The organism is Prevotella sp. MGM1 (assembly GCF_002933775.1).
GTDB lineage: Bacteria > Bacteroidota > Bacteroidia > Bacteroidales > Bacteroidaceae > Prevotella.
Window position 1 is genome coordinate 1 of the sequence record NZ_BEWV01000219.1, and the last position, 25,140, is coordinate 25,140.

General features: G+C 44.3%; 15 protein-coding genes, 1 pseudogene and 1 CRISPR repeat array. Of the genes and pseudogenes, 12 read left to right on the forward strand and 4 right to left on the reverse strand.

The features are described 5' to 3' along the window. Positions 1–388 precede the first annotated feature (388 nt). The 5 genes from MoGM_RS11930 to MoGM_RS11950 all read left to right on the forward strand — a co-directional run bounded on the left by MoGM_RS11930 (position 389) and on the right by MoGM_RS11950 (position 6,180). Positions 389–877 carry a TlpA disulfide reductase family protein gene (locus tag MoGM_RS11930; RefSeq protein ID WP_104370276.1) on the forward strand — a complete coding sequence of 163 codons (489 nt, stop codon included), beginning with the start codon at positions 389–391 and terminating at the stop codon, positions 875–877. A gap of 64 nt (positions 878–941) precedes the next feature. Then, positions 942–2,567 carry a DUF6029 family protein gene (locus tag MoGM_RS11935; RefSeq protein WP_104370291.1) on the forward strand — a complete coding sequence of 542 codons (1,626 nt, stop codon included), beginning with the start codon at positions 942–944 and terminating at the stop codon, positions 2,565–2,567. Positions 2,568–2,585: 18 nt separating this feature from the next. Further along, the gene (locus MoGM_RS11940; RefSeq protein ID WP_104370277.1) at positions 2,586–3,407 is read left to right on the forward strand and encodes an Omp28 family outer membrane lipoprotein; all 822 of its coding nucleotides are present in this window, start codon (positions 2,586–2,588) and stop codon (positions 3,405–3,407) included. 41 nt (positions 3,408–3,448) lie between these two features. Continuing rightward, a complete protein-coding gene (locus MoGM_RS11945) occupies positions 3,449–4,129 on the forward strand; it encodes a T9SS type A sorting domain-containing protein (protein ID WP_146078737.1) in 681 nt (226 codons plus the stop codon). A 119-nt stretch (positions 4,130–4,248) separates the two neighbouring features. Next, complete coding sequence (locus MoGM_RS11950; RefSeq protein WP_158249611.1) at positions 4,249–6,180, forward strand: Omp28-related outer membrane protein; 1,932 nt, start codon at positions 4,249–4,251, stop codon at positions 6,178–6,180. Positions 6,181–6,499: 319 nt separating this feature from the next. Here MoGM_RS11950 and MoGM_RS11955 read toward each other — a convergent pair whose 3' ends face one another. From MoGM_RS11955 to MoGM_RS11970, 3 genes are all read right to left on the reverse strand, one after another. Further along, positions 6,500–7,510, reverse strand: coding sequence for a class II fructose-bisphosphate aldolase (locus MoGM_RS11955; protein WP_104370280.1), 1,011 nt, complete (start codon positions 7,508–7,510; stop codon positions 6,500–6,502). A gap of 208 nt (positions 7,511–7,718) precedes the next feature. Beyond that, positions 7,719–9,581, reverse strand: coding sequence for a DNA mismatch repair protein MutS (locus tag MoGM_RS11965; RefSeq protein ID WP_104370292.1), 1,863 nt, complete (start codon positions 9,579–9,581; stop codon positions 7,719–7,721). Positions 9,582–9,598: 17 nt separating this feature from the next. Further along, on the reverse strand, positions 9,599–10,525 hold the full coding sequence (locus MoGM_RS11970; protein WP_104370282.1) for a hypothetical protein: 927 nt from the start codon (positions 10,523–10,525) through the stop codon (positions 9,599–9,601). Positions 10,526–11,659: 1,134 nt separating this feature from the next. Between MoGM_RS11970 and cas9 the strand changes: the two genes are divergently transcribed. From cas9 to MoGM_RS11995, 4 genes are all read left to right on the forward strand, one after another. After that, complete coding sequence (cas9, locus tag MoGM_RS11980) at positions 11,660–15,832, forward strand: type II CRISPR RNA-guided endonuclease Cas9 (protein WP_104370284.1); 4,173 nt, start codon at positions 11,660–11,662, stop codon at positions 15,830–15,832. Between the two features lie 13 nt (positions 15,833–15,845). Continuing rightward, complete coding sequence (gene cas1, locus MoGM_RS11985; protein ID WP_104370285.1) at positions 15,846–16,790, forward strand: type II CRISPR-associated endonuclease Cas1; 945 nt, start codon at positions 15,846–15,848, stop codon at positions 16,788–16,790. Positions 16,791–16,802: 12 nt separating this feature from the next. Further along, on the forward strand, positions 16,803–17,135 hold the full coding sequence (cas2, locus tag MoGM_RS11990; protein WP_104370286.1) for a CRISPR-associated endonuclease Cas2: 333 nt from the start codon (positions 16,803–16,805) through the stop codon (positions 17,133–17,135). A gap of 148 nt (positions 17,136–17,283) precedes the next feature. Continuing rightward, positions 17,284–17,941: a CRISPR direct-repeat array (repeat unit 47 nt; unit sequence GGTGTTTGTTATCTTGCAAAGATACGAATTTTAAAGCAAATCACAAC). Between the two features lie 403 nt (positions 17,942–18,344). Further along, positions 18,345–19,448 (forward strand): site-specific integrase, encoded by a 1,104-nt coding sequence (locus MoGM_RS11995; protein WP_104370287.1) that lies wholly within the window; start codon positions 18,345–18,347, stop codon positions 19,446–19,448. A 178-nt stretch (positions 19,449–19,626) separates the two neighbouring features. On the opposite strand, the pseudogene MoGM_RS13190 reads toward MoGM_RS11995, so the two are convergent. Continuing rightward, positions 19,627–19,806 (reverse strand): annotated as a pseudogene (locus tag MoGM_RS13190) (helix-turn-helix domain-containing protein); the annotation flags it as partial. A gap of 294 nt (positions 19,807–20,100) precedes the next feature. Here MoGM_RS13190 and MoGM_RS12005 point away from each other — a divergent pair. Genes MoGM_RS12005 through MoGM_RS12015 form a run of 3 tightly spaced genes read left to right on the forward strand, consistent with a single transcriptional unit; the run spans position 20,101 to position 24,917 of the window. Beyond that, the gene (locus MoGM_RS12005) at positions 20,101–21,375 is read left to right on the forward strand and encodes a DNA adenine methylase (protein ID WP_104370288.1); all 1,275 of its coding nucleotides are present in this window, start codon (positions 20,101–20,103) and stop codon (positions 21,373–21,375) included. Position 21,376: 1 nt separating this feature from the next. Then, on the forward strand, positions 21,377–23,659 hold the full coding sequence (locus tag MoGM_RS12010) for an ATP-binding protein (RefSeq protein ID WP_104370289.1): 2,283 nt from the start codon (positions 21,377–21,379) through the stop codon (positions 23,657–23,659). Continuing rightward, on the forward strand, positions 23,649–24,917 hold the full coding sequence (locus MoGM_RS12015; RefSeq protein ID WP_104370290.1) for a hypothetical protein: 1,269 nt from the start codon (positions 23,649–23,651) through the stop codon (positions 24,915–24,917). Before MoGM_RS12010 ends, MoGM_RS12015 begins: the two co-directional genes overlap by 11 nt. The last annotated feature ends 223 nt before the right edge of the window (positions 24,918–25,140 follow it).

Consider the following 25,140-nt stretch of genomic DNA (forward strand, 5'->3'; position numbering starts at 1 on the left):
CCCGTGACCCCATGCGTGACAGGCATGTATTCTAACCAACTGAACTAACGCACCAGTCTTTCTTTGTTTGCGGGTGCAAAGGTATATCTTTTTTTTCGTTCCACCAAACTTTTTGGCAATAAATTGAAGAATATTTTCAAACAAATACAAAACCGAGGTGCAAATCGTCAACAAACATTTGCATTTAAATACATTTTAAAACCAAAATCAACCGAATAGGGATTGTTTTGCATCAAATTACAATTTAAAACATACATATTTTTATATTTCATTTGTGCCAATTGGAAAAAATGATTAATTTTGCATGGTTGCAGTCATCGGATAGCATACGACACGAGTATCGCAAACTCACACATGAGAAGTATTAATACATTATTATATTATCATCATGACAAAAATAAAAATCATATTCCTGTTGGTTCTCGCATGCCTTGCAGCGGAAATCAAAGCCCAACTGCCGGCAGTGACGCTGAAAGACATTACCGGAAAGACCGTCAATACAGACACGCTGTCTAATGGCGGCAAGCCGTTTATCATCTCGTTTTTCGCCACTTGGTGCAAGCCTTGCAACCGTGAGCTTACAGCTATCAGCGAGGTTTATGACGAATGGCAGGAAGAGACAGGAGTGAAAGTAATCGCAGTGAGCATAGACCAGGCACAGAATATCAACAAAGTAAAACCACTTGTTGACAGCAACGGATGGGAATACGAGGTGCTGCTCGACCCTAACAGCGACTTCAAGCGCGCCCTCGGCATACAGATGATTCCCTACGTGCTCATAGTGGACGGCAAGGGGAATATCGTATACAAGCACAACGGATATACCGAAGGAGCCGAGGCGGAACTGATAGAGAAAGTACGCGGACTGATAAAATAAACATTTAAAGTACATTTTCGTGTTCAACCATAAAACAAACATACTGCCTGCACTGCTCGCCTTAATGGCGGCAGGCACAGCGACAGCCCAGACCGAGGACGAGAAAGAACCTGCCGTGCGACTGAACGGAAGCATACAGAGCGACGTGCTGATACCGCAGAGCGACAGCAAGATAGGAACGGAGGATTACAGCGAATGGGGACTGACAAACACATTTGCGGAACTTAACCTGACGAGCAAATATGTGGATGCCGGCGCACGACTCGAATATCTGGAGCACCCGCTGCCGGGTTTCGAACCGGACTACAAAGGTTGGGGCGTGCCATACATCTACGTAAAAGGACACTACAAGAACGTGGAGCTGACACTCGGAAACTATTACGAGCAGTTCGGCTCGGGATTTATTCTCCGCACATACGAGGAACGCAGCCTCGGAATAGACAACTCGCTGCTCGGCGGACGCATAACATACAAGCCTTTCAAGGGCGTGACGGTGAAAGCGCTCACAGGTAAGCAGCGCAGATACTGGGACTTGAACGATTCATGGATCACCGGAGGCGACGTGGAACTTAACATCGACCAATGGTCTGAGACGATGCAGCGCAACGGCACTTACCTGACATTCGGCGCGTCGTTCGTGAACAAGCACGAGAAACAGGAAGAACTGATGGTCGACCCGACGCACAAACTCAACTTCCCGACCAACGTGAACGCCTACGACCTGCGCCTGCGCCTGCAAAAAGGCGGATGGAACGTGCTGGCCGAGTATGCGCAGAAGACCCAAGACCCGTCTATCGACAACGATTACATATATAGAAAAGGCTATGTCGCGATGCTGTCGGCAAGCTACTCCAAACGTGGTATGAGCCTGTTGGTGCAGGCCAAGCGCAGCGACAACATGTCGTTCCGCAGCAGGCGCACGCTGCCTTCGGCGGCGGAGAACTCATCGTTCCTGAACCACCTTCCGGCATTCACCATGGAACACACATACGCATTGGCCGCGCACTACCCGTATGCAACCAATCCTGACGGAGAATGGGCATATCAGGCTGAATTAGGCTATACATTCAAAAAAAATACGGCACTGGGCGGAAAGTATGGCACGAAAGTGAAACTGAACTTCTCGCACGTACACTCTATCGAGCAGTCGCCACGCACGCTCAACGGCATGGTAGAGGGAAGCGACGGCTATGCGTCGAGATTCTGGAAATGGGGAGACAGCAAATACTATCAGGACATCAACGTGCAGATTGAGAAAAAGGTGAGCAGAGATTTCAAACTGAACCTCATGTACATGAACCAGTACTATAATCAGGCAGCGATAGAAGGTCACGGAGACATGATTCACAGCAATATCTTCGTGGCGGAAGGCAAATACAGGATTAACAACAAGCTCACGCTCAGAGGCGAGGCACAATATCTCACCACGGGAGAAGACGAGGGCGACTGGGCTTTCGGACTCCTCGAGCTGTCAGTCCTGCCGCACTGGATGTTCACTGTGTCAGACGAATATAATGTTGGCAAGACCGACCTGCACTATTACAACGCATACGTCACATGGACCCGGGGCGCCCATCGCCTGCAACTCGGCTACGTAAGAAACCGCTCCGGATTCAACTGCTCGGGCGGAGTGTGCCGCTGGATTCCCGCAAGCAAGGGTGTCACGCTTTCATACAACTATAACTTCTGATAATAACAACAGGCATTCATGAAAATAAAGACATTATTATATACAACCGCGGCAGGATTGCTGACACTCGCCTCATGCGACACGGTTAGCGAGAACGACCGCTATATATACGTGGAAGAGGCCGAAGTGCAACGCTGCGTACTGCTTGAAGACTTCACGGGACAGCAATGTCCAAACTGTCCGAATGCGGCAGTGGAAACCAACAAACTGCAAGAGAGCTATCCGAACAGCGTCATTGCCGTGGCGATACATGGCGGACCGCTGTCTCCAAACACTCCCGTCAGTCTTAAATCGCACGTCGGAGACCTGTATTACAGTGCGGCCGGACAGCCCAAACTGCCGGCCGGACAAATCGACAGGCTCGGCGGAACGAGCGTACCCGAGCAGTGGATGGGTAACGTGCACACGGCCATACAGCGGAAAGCGGCCGTGGCACTAAGCATAGAGAACGATTACGACGCAGACGGCAACAAGGCCGCAATCAAGATAAAGGCTTACGGCATGAACGCGGCAAGCGGCAAATTGCAGGTATGGCTCGTGGAAGACAGCATAAAAGCGATACAGGCCATGCCCGACGGAAGCTCCAACAGAGAGTACATTCACAATCATGTGCTCCGTGCGGCGGTAAACGGTACGTGGGGAGAAGACATCTCGATTGCGAAAGGTTCGGAAAAGACTGTCACATACACGGCCGACCTGAATCCCAAGACATACATGCCGAACACGAGACAGACATGGAATGTCGCAAACATGCATGTAGTGGCATTCGTATATAACGACAACGGAGTACAGGGTGTCACCAAAGCGGCATTGATATCAAATGCCGAAAACAGTCATTGAAAGAGACACAGACAACGAACAATCAGAATAAAGAAGAGTATATGGAAAGAATCAAAAGCCTATTGGTTTCCGCCCTGCTGGCCATGGTATCGGCAAACGTATCCGCACAAGCAGACGGCACATTTCAGTTTATAGACAAAGATGGCAACACCGTTGCCGACGGAAGTACATGCACCTTTAATGCCCACTACGATGAAGACTGGGGAATGGTAATGGCCCACATAGACCTGTCAACCAAGAACACGACATCCGAGGAAGCATTCGTCTCGGCTCAGGTTGTGACAGAAAAACTTCCGAACGGCACATTTCAATTCTGCTTTCCGAATACATGCCCTCCCAATGTTCCGGCAAATTACATAACGGATACAGGTTCGATGGGAGCCGGAGAAGTTAAAAACCTGCTATCCGAATGGATGCCCGACGAAGGCAAATACGGCACGGCGACATTCACCATACAGCTACGCACCATGGCAGGAAACACCAATACCGTGAAGGCTTACGGCCCGAAGATTACCGTCAACTGCGTATATGCCGACCCGACAGGCATCGACGGAGTACTTACCGACAACGGCGACACCACCATCAACGTGTATGACGCATCGGGAAAGACGGTGATGACGAATCGCCCTGCAAGCGCTTTGATGTCACTGGGCAAAGGTCTGTACATCTGTGAGACCATGAAAGACGGCAAACGGGTAGCTGTCAGAAAGATTGTCAAATAACAATGGCAGCATCATCACCAATAACCGATAATAGCGAACGGCTGTATTAAAACCAACCGGGAATGCCCCGAAAGTCGGACAAAGGAAACAATAATATTCATAATAATAAAATCAAGCGCATGAAAAGATTTTTACTTCCGTTGATAGCCTTGATGCTGTCCGTAAGCATCACAAACGCCCAAAGCGGTGTCAAGCTCAACACTAAGAAAGCCCCAATAGGCACATTGCAGAAAAACGGCAACGCCATGCCTGCCGTTCCGGGCACGAACAAACAGAAAGCGGCCACGGCTCCGGCAAAAATCCAACTGGCGGAAAACCAGAAAATAATGGGTCCATACACCACCGACGAGTTGGGACAATATGGCATGGGACTGACGAACAAACCCGGCAATCTTCCGATAGCCGCAATTTTAGATGCCAGCAACATCAAAAAATTCAATGGTGGCAAAGTTACCGCCATACGCTTCGGACTCTGCTATGCTACCAAAGTAAACAAGGTTTTCATTAAAGCTGTTAAAAACGGAAAATTCGAAGACCTTTTTGAGCAGGAATTTACAGGCAACACTGTCGTTGGCTGGAACACGGTGACTATCGAGAATCCATACACCCTCGACCTCAACGGAGTAGACGCCCTGCTGCTTGGCTTTGAGTATGTGCAGGCAAGACAAGGCAATGCCGCCGCATTCCCATTGTCTTTCGCAAGTAAGGAGACAGCTACAGCGGCATACACGGATTTTGGCGAAGGTTTAGACTGGAATACCATCGGCGGTGCGGGAGGCAGCCTCTCTGTACAGGCAATAGTTGAAAAAGAATATCCCGCCGCCGACATAGTGGTAAACGATGTATACTCCATGGAATTCGTTAAACCCGGCGACAAGATACAATACGGTTTCTCTTATTACAATGACGGAACAGCTCCCATATCGGTTTACTCGTTCGGTATCGCAATCGACGGAAATGAAGTTGCCGTCATAGAAGCGCCGACAAAAGACCTCACCACTACCGCAAAGAATTATAGCGGTATGCTTGAAGCCCAGAACCTGCCCGTAGGCTACCACACACTATCGGTATATGTGAAACAGATGAATAACGAGACTCCCGCTGACGCCAGCAACAGCGATACCAAACTCGGCGTGTACACAGAGAGCCTGCAACGCCAGAAGCATCTGCTCGAACACTTCACGTCACAGTATTGCACATACTGCCCGGCCGGAATCAATCTGTTGGAGTATCTCAACAAACAACGTGACGACCTCGCATGGGTATCGCTTCACGGCAACATGAACGGCGGTGTCGACATGTTCACGATACCCGAAGGTACGGATATAATGGGCCTTATGACCGGTGGTTTCCCCTCAGCGGCATTCGACAGATTCCCGTTGGGAGACGGAGACATAGCCATAGGAATAGGCGTTCAAGACGCATACATACCTACTTACGCAAATGAAATAAGCAGAACACTCGACCAAATCGGCCAGCAATATCCGGTATTCGCCACCGTAGACATCACGGCAAAGGTCAACGAGACGACAGGCAACCTCGACATCAAAGTATCGGGAGAGACGACAAAAGAGTTTGCCGCACTGATGGGCAACGAGGCTGCCATCACGGTATATGTCACGGAAGACAGCATAGTGGCACGCCAGCTCAACAACGGTATCTGGAAAAGCAAGTATACACACAACAGCGTGCTCCGCAAAGTCGTGACAGACGCTTACGGCACCAAGCTGAATGTAGAGGGGAACAAATACGAGAACAACTATAACGTAACATTACCTGACGGTTGGAACAAGAAAAACCTCAACGCAGTGGCATTCATCGGCAACGCCATAACGGATGAGAACCTTGCAAACGGAAACATCTGGGTGACAAATGCCAACTGTGTGAAAGCAGACTACTCCACCACAGGAATATCCACTCCGACCGCTTCGGCCGAGAACCGCCCTGTAGAGTATTACACTCTTGACGGAATACGCATCGAGACTCCCGCCAAAGGCCTTAACATCGTCAAACTGAGCAACGGTGAGGTACGCAAGGTAATGATAAAGTGACAAGACAGCCGTAAGGCAGAATAACACCAAAAGTTCCGCTATCCGATGATAGCGGAACTTTTTTATTTACCATCCTCCGGCACCACAGAATACATGATATGCCCACACCGCCCACGAAAGAATGCTTTTCATTCCCGATGTGTTCAGACATATCTTCATGACAAGCGGCCGGTAATATATGTACAGAGTTCCATTTACTCACATTACGCACCGCAAGCCTCCCAAAACACCAAATACAATACTGCACAAACGCACAAAAAAATGCGGGACACCGTTCAATATGAACCGCATCCCGCAGTGTTTTATCTTATCTATAAGATTAGTCGAGCACAGCCAACTTGTTGTCCGAGCCGAGCACATCTGTAATCTTGTGCTTGTACATCTCCTCCATAAGGTCGCGTGCCGGACCGCAATACTTGCGGGGGTCGAACTCACCCGGTTTCTCTGCCAGAGTCTTGCGAACGGCAGCCGTGAAAGCGAGACGTGAATCAGAGTCGATATTAATCTTGCATACCGCACTTGCCGATGCCTTGCGCAACTGCTCCTCCGGTATACCAACCGCATCGGGCAACTTGCCGCCATACTGATTTATCATATCAACATACTCCTGAGGCACTGACGAAGAACCGTGGAGCACGATTGGGAATCCGGGGAGCTTCTTCATTATCTCATCGAGAATATCGAAAGCGAGTGGCGGCGGCACGAGCTTACCGGTCTTCGGGTCGCGTGTGCACTGCTCGGGAGTGAACTTGTAAGCACCGTGGGAAGTACCGATTGAGATGGCCAGAGAGTCTACTCCAGTCTTTGTGACAAAGTCGATAACCTCCTCGGGCTTTGTATAATGAGACTCAGCGGCAACCACCTCGTCCTCAACACCGGCCAAAACGCCAAGCTCACCTTCTACCGTCACATCGTGTGCATGAGCATACTCCACAACCTTCTTCGTCAAAGCGACGTTATCATCGTAAGAAAGTGCCGAGCCATCAATCATCACGGAAGAGAAGCCCATGTCAACACAGTTCTTGCACAGTTCGAAACTGTCGCCGTGATCAAGATGAAGCACAACCTCTGGAGCCTTGCAGCCCAGTTCCTTGGCATACTCTACAGCACCCTGTGCCATGTACTGCAAGAGTGTCTGGTTGGCGTAGTTGCGCGCGCCTTTTGACACTTGAAGTATAACCGGAGACTTCAACTCTGATGAAGCCTTTATTATTGCCTGCAACTGCTCCATGTTGTTGAAGTTGAACGCAGGAACGGCATAACCGCCGTCGATGGCTCTTTTGAACATTTCTTTGGTGTTCACGAGACCAAGTGATTTGTAACTTGCCATAATTCTGTATGTTTTTATTAAGTAAGAATTTACATCTAAACGCTCACAAAGTTAGCATTTTTAATCGGCAACACAAAGTATTGAAGTCTATTTTAAAACCCTTTAAAGCCCATTTTATAGGCATATCGGCCCATGGCACCGGCATAAAGATACGTTTTGCGAAACAGGCATTGCAATTTCCGAGCGTTGAAGAGAGGGGTGCCGTGAACTAAACGGCCGTCCCCACCCGGTCATACACTCTCTCCGGCCAACTGTTACGTATCATATTCCGCAACAGCCACGTGGCATTCTGATTACGGGCCACGCCGGGCGTTATCTTATACGTATAGGTCACGTTGTCGGACAGTTCTATCTCAAAGCACAGGTTGTGAAAACGTCCGGACGGACTGTCGGCCATTTTTGACAGTTCGAGATCGTGCGTGGCAATTATTCCCGTGACGGGCAGTTCGGATATGGCATCAAGAAACATCCGCGAGCCGTTCAACTTATCGAGCGAGTTTGTACCTTTCAGTATCTCGTCGAGTATTATCAGCGTGCGCGGGGAGCGGCGGCATGCCTCCATGAGCTGCCCGAGCCTCAACAGCTCGGCATTGAAATAGCTTATTCCCCGCGACAGGTTATCACTCGTGCGCATACTCGAAAAAAGCGAGAAAAGCGATACCCTAAGGCCGGCCGCAAACACAGGCATGCCGTTTACCGCCAACAGATAATTGACCCCGAGCGACCGCAGGAACGTGCTCTTGCCCGCCATGTTGGCTCCCGTGACTATATAATAATGATTGTCCTCTATGCGTAAATCGTTCGGCACGGCCGAAGCGCCGAGAAACGGATGATAAATTCCACGTGCGTCATAGACAACACCGTCGGTATCCGCAATTTCCGCACGGCCGGCCGACGGCTCATTATATCTGAACGTAGCCATAGACACAAGGGCGTCGAGCACGCTCACACTGTCTATCCACCGCTCCATGTCAGCGGCATGCATCCCCTGCCACCGGCAGAAGCGGCGCACGAGGAAAAAGTCGCTAAGCAAGAAGGTGTCGAAAACGATCAGGCCGAGCACGTTTCCACGGCGGTCGAGCCCGTCGAGAATACGCCTCAGTTCATCGAAAGATGTCAGGGCATAGGCTGCTGCCTCACCCCCGGATGACATTCCGAGACACGGATCGTCGACTGTACACAGCTCCGTCGTGGCAGCCAGCCTCACCAGCTCCGTGTATGCCTTCATCTGTCTGCACAGACTGTTCACTGCCTTGCTCATCTGCCGCAAAGGGCCCGAGCACAGCATCAGCACACCGAAAAACATGAGCGTGCCCCACATCACCGGCACTCCCGAAGGCATGTCCGTAAACACGGCAAGCGCTATCAGCAACGCGAACACTACGATAAGCGCTACCGCTACCGCACGGGCAACAGTCGAAGAGGCAAACGACGGCAAGGGCAGACTGCCGGCAGTGCCGAGCGCGGTTTTTACTGCCCGAGTATCTATCGGGCCATATCGGCGCATAGCCATGAACCCGGCACGCAAACCCTCCATCTCCGCCAGACGCTCCACCGCATCGGCACGGCGGTCGATAAGCGCCTTGCCGCTTTCCGGACCGAACGCTTTCATTTCGAGACAGCGGGCAAGAATATCCGCCCCACCCTGTGTCACGGTGCGGTTTATCCGCTGATAGAGCGACGAGCGGCCGAAAATATCCATATCGAAAGTAAACTCATGGCAAGGATCAACATACCTTTCGCCTGCGTCGAAACGGTCGAAACGACCGTCGAGATAGTCAAGCTCGCCTTCATATACGCTCCGCAGGGCCGTGAGCCTCTCCACCCTTTCGGCATTGCTCACGTCGACACGCCGGAATGCCACATAGCCAATCAGCATGGCTGCCGTTCCGACAAGCCAAAAATACGAGCCATGAACCGTATATGCCGCCACAAAACCTATGGCTGCGGCAAAGGCAACCAACTCGGAAGCCACCAGCATGCGCCCGGCACGCTTTAATCCGGATATGCCGCCCGACAACTCCTTCACCCGGCCGGAATAGTACTCTCTCAATTCTTTAACGTCTTTCATTCCCGGTTCTCCCAATATCATTTGCGCTGCGTGGCAATCCTAAGCGTCTCGCTCTCCGCCGTCAACACGCGGCCTTCATGCTCCACACCTGCCATTATCACGATGTCTCCGTCTTTCAGTTTGCGCCCTCCGAGCACCGTAGCCGTATATCGCACCCCCATTCCCGGGGCAATGCTTTCCACAAGTATGCCCGGTGATATGGATATGTGTTTGTTTGCGGTAGTGTCCGTCACTACCGGCCGTATGTTCGTTATTGTCTCGGGCGAGTTGTTCATTATCTCAAAAACCACCTTACCTCTCTCTCCGGCACGCAACACCCCGTCGCCGTCGGCATCAGCAAATTCCACCTTGCGCACCTCTATGGCCGGACGGAACCCCATACTGCCATGCGCGGCATTACGTCCCGCACCACTTGCCATACGCTCCAGTTGCCTGAGCGACACCTCGCCGCCGGCATTGGCATCCGTCGCGGACACGTCATCGGCCGAATAGCCGCCCTGTATTCCTCCATCAGGCTCGAACACGATACGATCATCGCCACTGTTTGTCGGGTCAAACCCGCTTTCATCCCGGCCAAAAGTTTCTTGTGCTCCGCCATCATACCGCTCCAGCTGTGTGTCATACCGCCGTGTGTCATCTCCACAGCCGCCGGTCTCATTACCGCCGGTATGCCGCGTGCGCTCGGCACGCCCCCTGCGGTGCGCCTCATATTTCGCACGGTCGGCCTTCTCATTGGCAGAGCCTATGGCCGCTCCGGCCACCGCACCGCCGGCCATGCCCACAACCGTCCCGATATCACTGCCCCGCCAGCCACCTCCGATTCCGCCGATGGCCGAACCGAGAATGGCGCCGAACTGAGCGCCCACGTACGCACCGTCGCCCGTGGTCTTGCAACCACCGGCGAGCAATGCGCCGCACAATAAGTATATCAAACCTTTTTTCATGATTATAATTGGTTTTGCGTTTACGACTGAATATATCCCGAGCGTATACTTCAACGCTCAAATAACCGCCATGAGACACGTCAGGATCTGAACGTGACGACACTCATCCCCCATGCCGGAACATTCTTGCCACGAACTGTAATATCAGTATTCCACCACACCACCCGGAACAGATTTTCGACATATAAGTGCCTCGTTTCTGCAAAGATACGGATTTATATGGAATATAACAATATGAATATCCATAATTGTTGATAGGGATATCAATAATATATAATACCCGCCACAAAAAAAAGAAACAGGATAAAATGTCCAACCTGCCTAAAATGACAACACAAAAAGAATGCGCGGCAATCACTACATACACACTGACAGAAACAGACACCACTCTGCGACGGAAAGCTATATGCGAAAGCACAATAAAAAACAGACTTCTGTAATAATAATATCACGAAAAAACGCTTGTATTTTTTAGCGAACCAGCTCGGGAGAAACCATTTAAATAGACTTAATATAACGTCGCGCACCTGTCTGCAAATCATTTTTAACATTTCATTCCGCAATAAGGCACTCGTTGGAAGCCGTTTAGCCGCATATCACCTTCCAACGGAATACCCGTTGCAATGCAACGGGACGCTAAACGCAGCCCAATAAGCCGCCCGTTGCAGACAAAAAAAATCCCGACTTTTCACAAATCCGTATATTATACTGTCTGTCAACAAGTTAGCGAAAACGCCCATAACCCGCGTATTTGCGGCCACAAGATCTTAATTTTAAAATAATCGAAATATAAGAGGCGTTTTGTCATAATATTTCACGCCTTAGCACTGCTTAGCACCTACGGAACAATCATAGCACGGTCACCGTTTTTTTTGATAACATGTCACAATATGTATTCCGTTAAGCCGAATACATACAAGCCGGTATTAGAAAAACAAAAAGCCCACCGTCAAGGTCGATGGGCGAACCTAATGTTTTCACAACGGAATAATCCTTATTGTGATTTGCTTAAAATTCATTGCAAATATACAAAAAAAATACGACACACATAATATTTTCTTATTATTTTACCGTATATTTGCGAAAACAACATAATTAAGAACATAATTACCTTATAATAATAAACTACCGATTATGAAAAAGATTTTAGGACTCGACCTGGGAACAAACAGCATAGGATGGGCACTGGTGAACGAAAAAGAGCATGATGGTGAACAGTCTTCCATTATCAAACTCGGAGTAAGGGTAAATCCGCTGACTGTCGACGAACAAAACAATTTTGAAAAGGGCAAACCTATCACCACAAACGCCGACAGGACACTGAAACGCTGTATGCGACGCAACCTGCAACGATACAAACAACGCCGCGAGCACCTGATAACGATATTGAAAGAGAATGGACTCATCACAGAAAACACCATACTGGCCGAACAAGGCAACAGATCCACCTTTGAGACTTACAGGCTGAGAGCCTGTGCCGCCACAGAACCGATATCACTGGAACAGTTTGCCAGGGTACTGCTAATGATAAACAAAAAACGCGGATATAAAAGCAGTAGAAAGATAAGCGCCGATGAAAACGGAAAGATAATAGACAGCATGGATATGGCAAAGCTTCTCTATGAAGAGGGCCTCACTCCCGGACAATTCATGCTAAGACACATAGATAGCGGCAAACGCTATACTCCGGACTTCTACCGTTCAGATCTGATTGATGAGTTCAACCGAATATGGGAACGTCAAAAGGTTTTCTACCCGGAAATCCTCACCGACCCATTGCGGCAGGAACTGAAAAACAAAAACGAAAAGCAGACATGGGCTATATGCTCCAAACCGTTTGGCATAGTAGGACAGAAACGCACTACAAAAGGAGATGCCCAGAAACGCGAGAACTATGAATGGAGAAGTAAAAGCCTCAACGAACAGGTCGATCTTGAAACACTGGCTGTGGTCCTGCAAAAAATAAACGGGCAGATAAGCGGTTCAAGCGGTTATCTCGGTGAGATAAGTGACAGGAGCAAAGAACTGTACTTCAAAAAGCAGACCGTGGGCCAGTACTTGATGGAGAGACTCGATAAAAATCCGAATTACAGCCTTAAAAACAAGGTCTTCTACCGGCAAGACTATCTGGATGAGTTTGAAACATTATGGGAGATACAGGCACAAAGCCACAGTGAACTGACGACAGACTTGAAGAATGAGATACGCGATGTGATTATCTTCTACCAACGTCCGTTAAAGTCGCAAAAGGATAAAGTCAGTTTCTGTGAGTTTGAGAACAAACAGGTCGAAACAGAATCCGACGGAAAGAAGAAATCAATGACAATAGGCCTGCATGTATGCCCAAAGTCATCGCCGCTGTTTCAGGAGTTCAAGATATGGCAGATACTAAACAATCTGCAAGTATCAGGAAAGGTTATGACAAAATCGGCAACAGACCTGTTCGGTTATTCCATACATACCGAGAAGGGCCGGCGATTCCTTGAACAGGAAGAAAAGGAAAGGCTCTTTCATGAACTGAGCATCAAGGAGAAAATGTCGAAAGCGGAAGTCTTGAAACTATTATTCAAAAACCATAAGGAGCTGGACCTTAACTATAGTGAAGTGGAAGGTAACCGCACGCAGGCCGCACTGTTCAACGCCTATCAGACCATCATTGACATGAGCGGACACGGAAGCCATGACTTTTCCAAAATGAGAGCCGATGAGGTATATGGCATTGTAGAATCGGTTTTCAACAGACTGGGCTTCAATACGGACATCCTACACTTTGACTCCTCACTAAACGGGAAGGAATTGGAACGCCAGCCATCATACAGACTGTGGCATATCCTCTATTCTTTCACCGGCGACGACTCCAAATCGGGAACTGACAGGCTCGTCGACAAAATCTCCGGGTCATACGGATTCGACCGTGAATATGCCGCAATAATCGCAGGAATCAGCTTCATGCCTGACTATGGGAGCCTTAGCGCCAAGGCAATACGCAAGATTTTGCCGCACATGCGTGACGGACTAAAATACAGCGATGCTTGCAAATATGCAGGTTACCGCCATTCAAAAAACTCACTGACCAAAGAAGAGATTGACAACAAAGTGCTTTGCGACAAGCTGACGCTTCTTCCACGTAACAGTTTGCGCAATCCGGTGGTAGAGAAAATCCTAAACCAAATGATTAATGTCGTAAACTCTGTGGCAGATAAATACGGCAAACCGGACGAAATACATATAGAAATGGCACGCGAGCTGAAATCCAGTGCCAAGGAACGTGAGGAGACCACCAAAGCCATCAGTAATGTCACAGCCGAACACGCGCGTTACCGTGAGACACTGCAAAAGGAATTTGGAATAGCAAACGTCAGCCGGAATGACATTATCAGATATAAGTTGTATATGGAACTGAAAGACAATGGGTTCAAAACTTTATACTCAAACACGTATATTCCCCAGGAAAAACTTTTCAGCAAGGAGTTTGATATAGAGCATATCATTCCGCAAGCGAAACTTTTTGACGACTCTTTCTCAAACAAAACAATCGAGGTGCGCAGCATAAATATAGAGAAAAGTAACGCTACGGCCTACGACTTCGTATGCAACAAATACGATGCCAAGCAAGTCAAAGACTACGAAGCGAGAGTGGAAGATTTGTTCAACAAAAAAATAATCAGCAAGACCAAGCGAGACAAACTCATGATGCGTGAGGCCGACATACCGTCAGGATTCGTTGACCGCGATTTACGCGACTCGCAATATATAGCCCGAAAGGCACGCGAGATATTGGAGAACATGGTAAAAGTAGTTGTCCCGACAACAGGCAGTATTACATCACGGTTACGCGAAGACTGGCAACTTGTGGATGTGATGAAGGAACTTAACTGGGACAAGTACGACAGCCTCGGTCTGACTGAAACTATTTACGACAAAGACGGACGCAGGATACGCCACATCAAAGACTGGACGAAACGCAACGACCACCGTCATCACGCAATGGACGCTCTTACCATTGCCTTCACCAAGTACAGCCATATCCAGTTCTTAAACAACATGAATGCCAGAAGTGACAAGGCCGGCAGCATCTATGCAATAGAAAAGAAAGAACTTTACCGTGACAATGGCAAACTAAAATTCTTACCGCCAATGCCTCTTGATGTTTTCAGGACCGAAGCCATGCGTCATCTCAGTGAAATACTTGTGTCGATAAAGACAAAGAATAAAGTGGTGACAAGAAATGTAAATACCTATAAAGTCAAAGGCGGAAAAAAGAGTAGAATACAACTTACTCCACGCGGACAGCTGCATAACGAGACCATATATGGCTGTATCAAGCAATACACAGTAAAAGAGGAGAAAGTAAACGGGGCGTTTGACGAACAGAAAATCTCCACAGTGGCCGACAAGCGATACCGTATGGCACTAAGCGAAAGGTTGAAACAATATGGGAGCAACGCCAAAAAAGCTTTCACAGGAAGCAACAGTCTGCAAAAGCATCCATTGTTCATAGACGAGACGCACACATTAACCGTGCCAGAAAAGGTCAAGACAGTGAAATTCGAAAATGTATATACCATACGAAAAGAAGTGTCGCCAGACTTGAAAATCGATAAAGTGGTAGATGCCCATATACGCAAGATATTGGAAACACGTCTGAAACAATACGGCAACGACCCCAAAAAAGCATTTACCAATCTTGAAGAAAATCCAATCTGGCTCAATGAAGAAAAAGGAATTTCCATAAAACGTGTGACAATAACCGGTGTAAGCAACGTCGTGGCACTACACGACAAACATGACCATAACGGCATGCCTATATTGGATAAGAACGGCAATAAACAGCCTGCTGACTTTGTCTGTACAGGCAATAATCATCATGTGGCAATTTATCGGGATGCAGACGGGAACTTGCAGGATGAAATTGTTTCTTTTTACAAGGCAACCATACTTGCAAATCAAGGGTTACCGATAATCGACAAGAATAAAAACGACGGCCGGCAATTCTTATTTACAATGAAACAAAATGAATATTTTGTATTCCCTAATGAGAAGACAGGATTTAATCCAAAAGAAATTGATTTGCTGGATCCTAAGAATTATAATGAGATTAGCAAAAACCTGTTTAGGGTGCAGAAAATTTCTAAAACAGCAGGCAGAGTCTATATGTTTAGACATCATCTGGAAACAACGGTTGACGATAAAAAAGAACTTCAAGAAATAACTTGGAAGCGAATAAACTCTCTTGATAAATTAAAGAATATTGTCAAAGTCCGCATTAATCATATCGGACAAATCGTATCGGTGGGAGAATACTAAAAAACAGTATACCATGATAAAGAAAACACTGTATTTCGGTAATCCGGCTTATCTGTCTCTCCGACAAGGACAAATGGTTATCAAGCTACCGGAAATAGAACGCAACGATACCATACCGGAACGAATGAAAAGGCAAAACGAAGTGACAAAGCCGATAGAAGATATAGGAGTAATGGTACTTGACAACCGCCAGATTACAATCACCCAAGGGTTGCTTGAAGCGTTATTGGAAAACAACTGTGCCGTAATCACCTGCGACAACCGCAGTATGCCGGTCGGCTTGATGTTACCACTCTGCGGAAACACTGTGCAGAGTGAGCGGTTTCAGTACCAGACTGACGCATCACTACCATTGAAAAAGCAATTGTGGCAGCAGACGATAAAAGCAAAAATAAGAAATCAGGCGACCGTACTTGCTGCATGTACGGGAAAAGAAGTAAAGAACATGCGAAGGTGGGAAGAAGACGTGAAAAGCGGAGATACGGATAATCTCGAAGGACGGGCGGCAGCGTATTATTGGAAGACAATATTCGCCCAGTTCCCGGTAACCGGCGATTTTACACGCAGCCGTGACGGCTTACCACCAAACAACCTGCTGAACTACGGCTACGCCATATTACGTGCCGTAGTGGCCCGTGCGCTGGTGTCAAGCGGAATGTTACCGACCTTCGGTATCCACCACCATAACAGATACAACGCCTATTGCCTGGCAGATGACATCATGGAACCATACCGGCCGTATATAGACGAGCTTGTATTCACGTTGATTGCAGAAGCAGACGGTCATATACCTGAACTGACAAGAGAGACCAAAGCCAGATTACTGGCTATACCCACAACGGAAGTTATCATTGGCAACAAGCGCAGTCCTCTGATGGTGGCGGTCAGCCAAACCACGGCATCGCTCTATAAATGTTTCTGCGGAGAGATACGCCGTATATCATATCCCGAGAGATAATAGAAACTGATTATGAACCGATTCAGTGAATATCGCATTATGTGGGTACTCGTATTTTTTGATTTGCCTACCGAGACAAAGAAAGACAAAAAAGAATATGCGCTTTTTCGCAAGAATCTGCAACGTGACGGCTTTACAATGTTTCAAATGTCAATATATGTACGCCACTGCGCAAGCATGGAAAATGCAGAAGTACATATAAAACGTGTCAAAGCATTTCTTCCTCAATATGGTCAGGTCGCGATAATGTGTATCACAGACAAACAATTTGGCAATATTAAAGTTTTTTACGGACACAAGCCCATCACGACATCAGCACCGGGACAACAACTAGAACTTTTTTAATGATATAAATACGGCTTATATCCCCATATTATTAATATATAAACGGGATTTCACTATTAAGTGAAATCCCGTTTATGTAACCACACCCTTTTTCTCAATCCTAACAAACTCCATATATTACTGTATTACAGATAATTATACATATTGTGGTGTTTGTTATCTTGCAAAGATACGAATTTTAAAGCAAATCACAACTGTTGCGATGAGATTTTCAAAATGCCGAAGGTGTTTGTTATCTTGCAAAGATACGAATTTTAAAGCAAATCACAACGGCACGATAACGCAGATGAAAGTAATAAGGGTGTTTGTTATCTTGCAAAGATACGAATTTTAAAGCAAATCACAACGAGGGGTTGCTTGACAAACTCAAGCATGTAGGTGTTTGTTATCTTGCAAAGATACGAATTTTAAAGCAAATCACAACAAATGGGTGGTAGTGACGCCAAATCACTTGGTGTTTGTTATCTTGCAAAGATACGAATTTTAAAGCAAATCACAACCCGCCCACGGTGAGGTTGTCAGGCAAGGAAGGTGTTTGTTATCTTGCAAAGATACGAATTTTAAAGCAAATCACAACGTAATTTGCAAAGTTCACAAGTATGTCTTTGGTGTTTGTTATCTTGCAAAGATACGAATTTTAAAGCAAATCACAACATTTCAACCGGACGGTGATTGGCTTGTAAGGTGTTTGTTATCTTGCAAAGATACGAATTTTAAAGCAAATCACAACTTTCTCGGTGCGTTGGTGTGCCCTGTAAAGGTGTTTGTTATCTTGCAAAGATACGAATTTTAAAGCAAATCACAACGAATTTTCTATTTTTTGTCAAGTTGTATTGGTGTTTGTTATTCCGCAAAGATACTACAAAAAAACGAGAATAGGAGAAAAATGGTGAATGAACGTTGAGATAAAGCGTTTTAGCGATTCCGACGAGGACTTTGCCAAAGCCACTGAATGCCGCAAAAAAGCCGTTTGAAGCAAGAGTTACGTTACTATCCCGTTACTCTTTTTCACAAAAGAACAGCTTGCTGAGGACACTGGCATATCCGCTGATCCATACGCCATTGGATGCCAATTTAAGGATTCTTTTGGAAATGTCAGCGGGACCTGCTCAAAAAAATGAGATGTGGGTGTGAATGCGCCGATATGCTGTGATTTGCCTACCGTCTTCCAGCTCTACATGGTTTAATTTTGCAAACAAAAAGTAGAGTATGAGCAGAAGCACATTCAAAGTATTGTTCTACCTCAAGCGCAATGCGCCGAAGAAGAACGGATTGATTCCCGTGATGTGCCGTATCACGGTGAACGGAAAGGTATCACAGTTCAGCAGCAAACTGGACGTGGAGGAAAGCATCTGGAACGTGGAAACCGGGCGTCTGTCCGGTCGCAGCCTCGTGGCGCAGGAAGGTAACCGTATGCTTGACAAGATACGTGTGGGCATAAACCGTGCATATCAGGAAGTATGCGACGCGGACAGCTATGTCACGGCAGAGAAAGTACGCAACGCCTATCTGGGACTGGGACAGAACCACAAGACCCTGCTTGCCGTGTTCAAGCAACATAATGAGGACTACGCCAAGATGGTAGGAAAAATGAAAAGCGTGCGCAGCTACCTGAAATACCGCACCGTCTATAACCATCTGTCGGAGTTCATCAGACAACGCTACAAGATGAGCGACATCGCCTTGCGCGAGCTTACCCCGGCATTCATCACGGATTTTGAACTGTTCCTCCGCACGGAGAAGAACCATTGCACCAACACCGTCTGGTCGTACATGATGCCGTTTCGCAGCATCATCTATACAGCCATCAACAACGGCTGGCTTCCACGTGACCCGTTCTACGCCTACCACATCACCAAAGAGGAAACGAAACGCGGCTTTCTGACAAAGGAGGAAATAAGCCTGTTGATAAACGGGACGTTCAAAAAGAAAAAATATGAACTGATACGCGACCTGTTCATCTTTTGCACCTTCACGGGGCTGAGCTGGACGGACATGTATAACCTTACGGAAGAGAACCTGCAAACCTCCTTTGACGGTCATCTGTGGATCAAGACCAAACGACAGAAGACAGGCGTGGAATCCAACATCCGCCTGCTGGAAGTGCCGGGCCACATCATCCGGAAGTACAGCGGCATGACCGGGGACGGGAAACTGTTGCCCGTTCCCTGCTATGCGAACTGCAAGAACGGCATCAAGGCGGTGGCGAAACTGTGCGGCATCAATAAAAACATCACCTGGCACGGGTTAAGACATATTAAATTGTCTTTATCGCTGAAATTGAATAGTTTGCAAAGATTTATTTCTTGCTAGGTAACGATTTGGAAACGAGCGTAGTTCTATATTCCGCCTCATCTTGCATTAAATCAAAAGAACGCTTTTCTTATCTGCAAAGGTAATATCATTTTTTTGAATAACAAACCTTTGCAAATAGTGAAAATCAATAAATCATTGGCTATGGTTGTAAAAATCTATATCCAAGTCCGTACTTTTAAAATTTGCTATATAATATAGTTCGGCCTATTCCAAGCAGTTCGGCAACTACAATCCAATTGCCATTAGCCTGTTTCAAGGCATGTAATATCCGCTTCTTCATACCATTGCGAAAAGCAAGGCCAACGAAAAATGTCAGTTTGGTCACGACATGTTCCAAATATTCTTTTGTAACCACCAGGAATCGTAATTTATTTCCAAGTGGCTGAATATTATCACTTTCTAAAAGCGGCTAGACCGTAATCTCCTCCGATTGCTCCACCAATGACTTGCTGCGTTCTGCGCAAGGTTGCGTGAAGGTTTCCAAATACAAAGGTAGTGAATATCTCTGAAAAGAACAAATGAATGAGGGGGAATATATATAGAGAGAGAATCCAATAGCAATGGCTATCCAATAAATTTGATTAACTAGAAATTATTTTGTACCTTTGTCTTTATATTAGATATATTGTATATAATAGCAAAAGCAAGAATGAATGTAACACTTGAGAATTATCGCTCCCTTGACTTTGATACAATTGGTGTCAAAGAAGAATGGAATATGCCGGCAGAACGGGAAAGGCGTATGCATAGTATACATGCATATCCAGCTAAATTTCCTGCATTTATTACAACAAAAGCAATCCATAAAGCCGAAGAATACAATATATCAGTCAAAACTGTAGCAGATATTTTCTGTGGTTGTGGTACGGTCGCATTTGAAACTGTAAGGAGCGGCAAGCATTTTTGGGGATGTGATATAAATCCTGTGGCAACATTGATTGCAGAAACTAAAAGTAATGTATACCAGGATAAACAACTGAAAGATATTTTTGACCAAATAATAGCTGTGTACAAAACGAGTAGTGTAGATAAAAGCAATCGCGTCTATTCTAATGAGCGTATACGCTACTGGTTTGATGAAGCGCACATTGATGATCTATTAAAACTTAGGTCTGCAATATATCAGGTTACCAATGGCGGATTATATCGAAATTTCTTCCTGTGTGCTTTCTCTAATATATTAAAATCTTGTTCACGATGGCTTACAAAATCAATTAAGCCACAAATTGATCCTAAGAAGCAACCTAAGGATGTACTTTCTTCATATATATACCAAGTAAATATGATGCGAAAAGCAAATATGGAAAATATAAGTGAAGAATATGGAGAGGCGGATATTATAAGAACTAATATATTGGATATCAATATTAATAAACCATTTGCTGACTTGATTGTAACCAGTCCCCCATATGTAACTTCATATGAATATGCTGATTTACATCAATTATCAACGCTTTGGCTTGAATATACTGATGATTTCAGATTACTTCGTGAAGGCACAATAGGAAGTTTATATCATTCACAAGAGTTCAATAAAAACCTGAAAAGATTAAACAATGTAGGTCAAGACATAGTATTCAAGATGTATTCAATAGACAAAAGAAAAGCGCGTTCTATTGCACAATATTACATTGACATGCAGTCAACTGTACATAAAGTAGCTGAAATGTTGAATTCTAGAGGTGCCTGCCTGTTTGTTATAGGTAATACAGAGTATAAAGGAGTAAAAATTGATAATGCGAAGCATTTGACAGAATGTTTGTTGGAAGAAGGATTCGTCAATATAGAAGTAGATAGACGTAAAATTTCTAATAAAATACTTACCCCATATCGAGATACTAACGGGAAATTTGCTAGTGTTAAAGGCAGTTGTAGGAAAGTTTATTCAGAGGAGTTTGTAATTTTTGCAAGAAAATGTAATTAGTATGGCTAAGAATTTAACAATCAGACCATTTGCACGGTTGTTGACCATGTTGGGTGATCAACTAATAAAGAACGAGCAGATAGCAGTTATCGAATTGATAAAAAATGCCTATGATGCAGATGCAGATTGGGTTAAGGTCTCTTTTGAGGGATTCACAGAGTCTTTAAATATTACTTCAGAATCTCGAATTATTATTGAAGATAATGGATGTGGCATGACATCTGATAGGATTGAAAAATCTTGGATGAGTCCGGCTACGCCTAATAAATTTTCTAAAGATGGTTCAGAACGGAGAACTCCTAAATATAATCGTATTATTCAGGGGGAGAAAGGTATCGGTAGATACGCTATGCTAAAACTAGGCAAAACTGTAAATCTAACAACTAGACCTGCAAATTGGCTTTTAAATTCAAAAGGGGAATCCGAAAGTAGTAAAGAATATACTTTGTGTTTTGATTTAAGCTCATATGATAGTGATTTTATAGACGGAGCTAAAGAAGGTAATGAAGGACTCTATCTAGACGAATTGAATTTTAAATTAGAAGATCAATCTCCTAATGTGTTTGTGGAGCATGATGTCGCTATTAATAATTTAAAATTCAACAAATGTGAGAATAGTCATGGAACTCGTATTGAGATATCAAATCTATCTGGTTCATGGTCTTTGGCAAAACTTAAGCCAATCAAAGATAGTTTTCTGAGATTTGGAGATTTGTTTAATGAAGTAATAAGTTCGGATGAAAAGCAGAACAATTTTACGATTGGATTATATCTCAACGGAGCTACTTTGGTTAATGATGAAAAATCGAACGACATTACTTTACGTAATTTAATAGAGACACAAAGCGTTCTACAAATAACAAATGGACACTATTCTTCAGAATCAGGATTATTCACATATAAACAAAATGGTATTATTAAATCTGTGAGTATCCAAGAAGATGCATTGAGGGGGTTGAGTGTCTTTAGAAATCATTTTCAAGATAAAACAACTAAAATATTTCGCAGAGTTTCTGACTTTGGTAATTTTGAGTTTGATTTTTATGTTTTTGATTTGAATTCCAAGGATGAGACATCAAAATATTACCTGCCCAAAGAGGCTAAATCCATAATTAAAGAACACAGAATATACTTATTACGTGATAATATTCGTGTTCTTCCTTATGGTGATCCTGACGATGACTGGTTACAAATAGAAATACGCCGTGGAACTGTACGTGCTGGTGATTTTTTAAGTAATGATCAAATTGTTGGAAGAATCAAAATAACCAAATTCGGGAATCCGCATTTGAAAGATAAAACGAATAGAGAAGGGCTTATTGAAGAGGGGTATTATACCTCTGATTTTATTTGTATAATACAAAGTTTACTATCATACATACGTAATGGAGCTTATGCTGCATATTTGGCAGATAAAGAAAAGAAGTCACAGCTTGATAAGATACGTAAAGATGCGGTAAGTAAAGAAATATCCAATCTTCGTAATCAACTTAAGGATGACAAGCATGCGTTGGCCCTATTAACTCAATTAGAGAGTGCTTATAAATCTGAGAATAAATATTTAAGTTGCAGAGTCGAACGTACAGAATCTTTAGCCGCTGTTGGTATCTCGGTAGAAACAGCTAGTCATGATATTATGATGATGTTGAACAAAGGGATTGACGAATTAAGATCTCTATACGAAGACTCTTTACATTCTAATTTTGACCGCTCTCTTTTAATATCAGAACTTCAAAAACTTTATGGAATATTTTCATACATTCAAAATCAAATGAAAGATTTGCAGATGTTGTTTACTTCATCTAAGCAAAGACGTCGTCAAATAAGAGTAAAAGATATTTTGGACAAAGTTATAACCATATATAGGCGTACTTTGACAGAACATAAGATTGAATATAAGATAAATATTATAGGATCTCCCTTAGTAGCAAAATGTACAGATGCAGATCTCTTACAACTATTGATAAATCTTTTGGACAATGCTATTTATTGGCTAGAAGAGAAAAACAATAAAATAATTATTATTACATTGGATGGAAATAGTTGCAAACTAATATTTTCAGACAATGGTTCTGGCATTCGCAATGAAGATAAGCCTTATATTTTTGATGCCTTTTATTCAGGGAAAGGTCAAGAAGGACGTGGCTTAGGTCTATATATTTCACGGAAACTAATGGAACGCAACGACTATTCCATTGAGTTAGCCGAATTGCAAGAAGACAGAATTTTAAGCGGAGCAAACTTTGTTGTTAATTTCATAAAACAAGAACGCAATGAATATTGAGGAACTCTTTTCTGGCATCGGAATGGTAATTGACGATCAGATTTTTAATCTGGAAAGTAGCGATAAAATTATTCGTATTGTTGAGAATCTCGAAAATAAAGGATTCCCATTAGCGAAATATAATAAAATACCAAATGTAAGTGGGAGCAATATTGCCAAATTTAGCTTTGTTTTGTTAGACTGGGAACTAGTTAGCATAAATGATGAATTTGGCAATCCTATGCCTCGTGCATCTGAATTAGAAAAAAGCACCAGAGATTCTCTTCTCCAGTTCATAAAAGATATTTTAGAAAATAGCTACTTACCTATTTTTATTTTTAGCAATTCTGCTGCTAGTGAAATAGAAAATGAATTAAAAAAACAACAAATAGATCTGGATAAATTTCCTATTTTTATAAAAAATAAAGCGGAGATTATAGAAGATGGCGAAGTTAAAGTAATGGAGATAATTAGGGATTGGATTGACAATACTCCATCTATATATGTTCTCAAGGAATGGGAAAATGCCATTAGTTTAGCAAAGATAAAAGCATTAAAGAGTCTATCAACGACGAAGTATTGGCCATTGGTCATATGGAAGGCGGCAGATGCGGATTCTGTTAATCCAAACGAGGAACTTTTAGATGTTCTAACACAAAATATTTTTGGATTAATGCAACCTCTCTCCATTGATCAAGAGCAGTTGCTTAAAGTAGGAGAAATAAAATCCACAAAAGATGAAGTCTTAAATGTTCTTCAAGCCCAACGCATGGATTTAAATCCTAATAAAGCATCATCTATAACAGGTGATATTTATAAATTTTCAGGTAATAAGTATTATTTGAATATACGTCCGACATGTGATTGTGTTGGTCGTAAGAATCCTAAATGCAGTGAATGTGAAGAAAAAAAATGCATTGAATGTCCTGACGCTAATAAAGTCTACTTAATTAGGATGACTCCATTGACTAACTCTAAGGCAAAAGAATTATTCGATGGGAAATATGGAATTTTTAATGAGCATAATAATGAAGCGATTTTAGGACCTCTTATTAATAATAAATTTTATCTCTTTAAGTTTCAGGAGATAATTATAAAAAAATACGATGATATTAAGGACTTTAAGATTGGGCGTATCTTGCAACCCTTTATACGGCATATAACAGAAAGATATGCACTTTATATTCAGCGTCAAGCTTTACCTCGCATTCCCAATCAAGCAGTATTAGATGTACCTATAGAGCCTACTCTAAATGAATATCAAGAAGAACCGGGGTAGCTATAGACAAAGAATGTAATTTTACCAGGATACTTAAATATTTAAAAAGTATGCTATTTTCTAAACATTAAACAGAATAGATATTCAATAAAGAAACGAGGGAATGGATTTACCCTTGTTTCTTTAGTTATAATTAAAATCTTCATTCCCTAATATATCTACATCGGCGTAACCATTCTATTTTCCGCCTTGACACGCATCGCAACCCAGCATATCTTTGCGC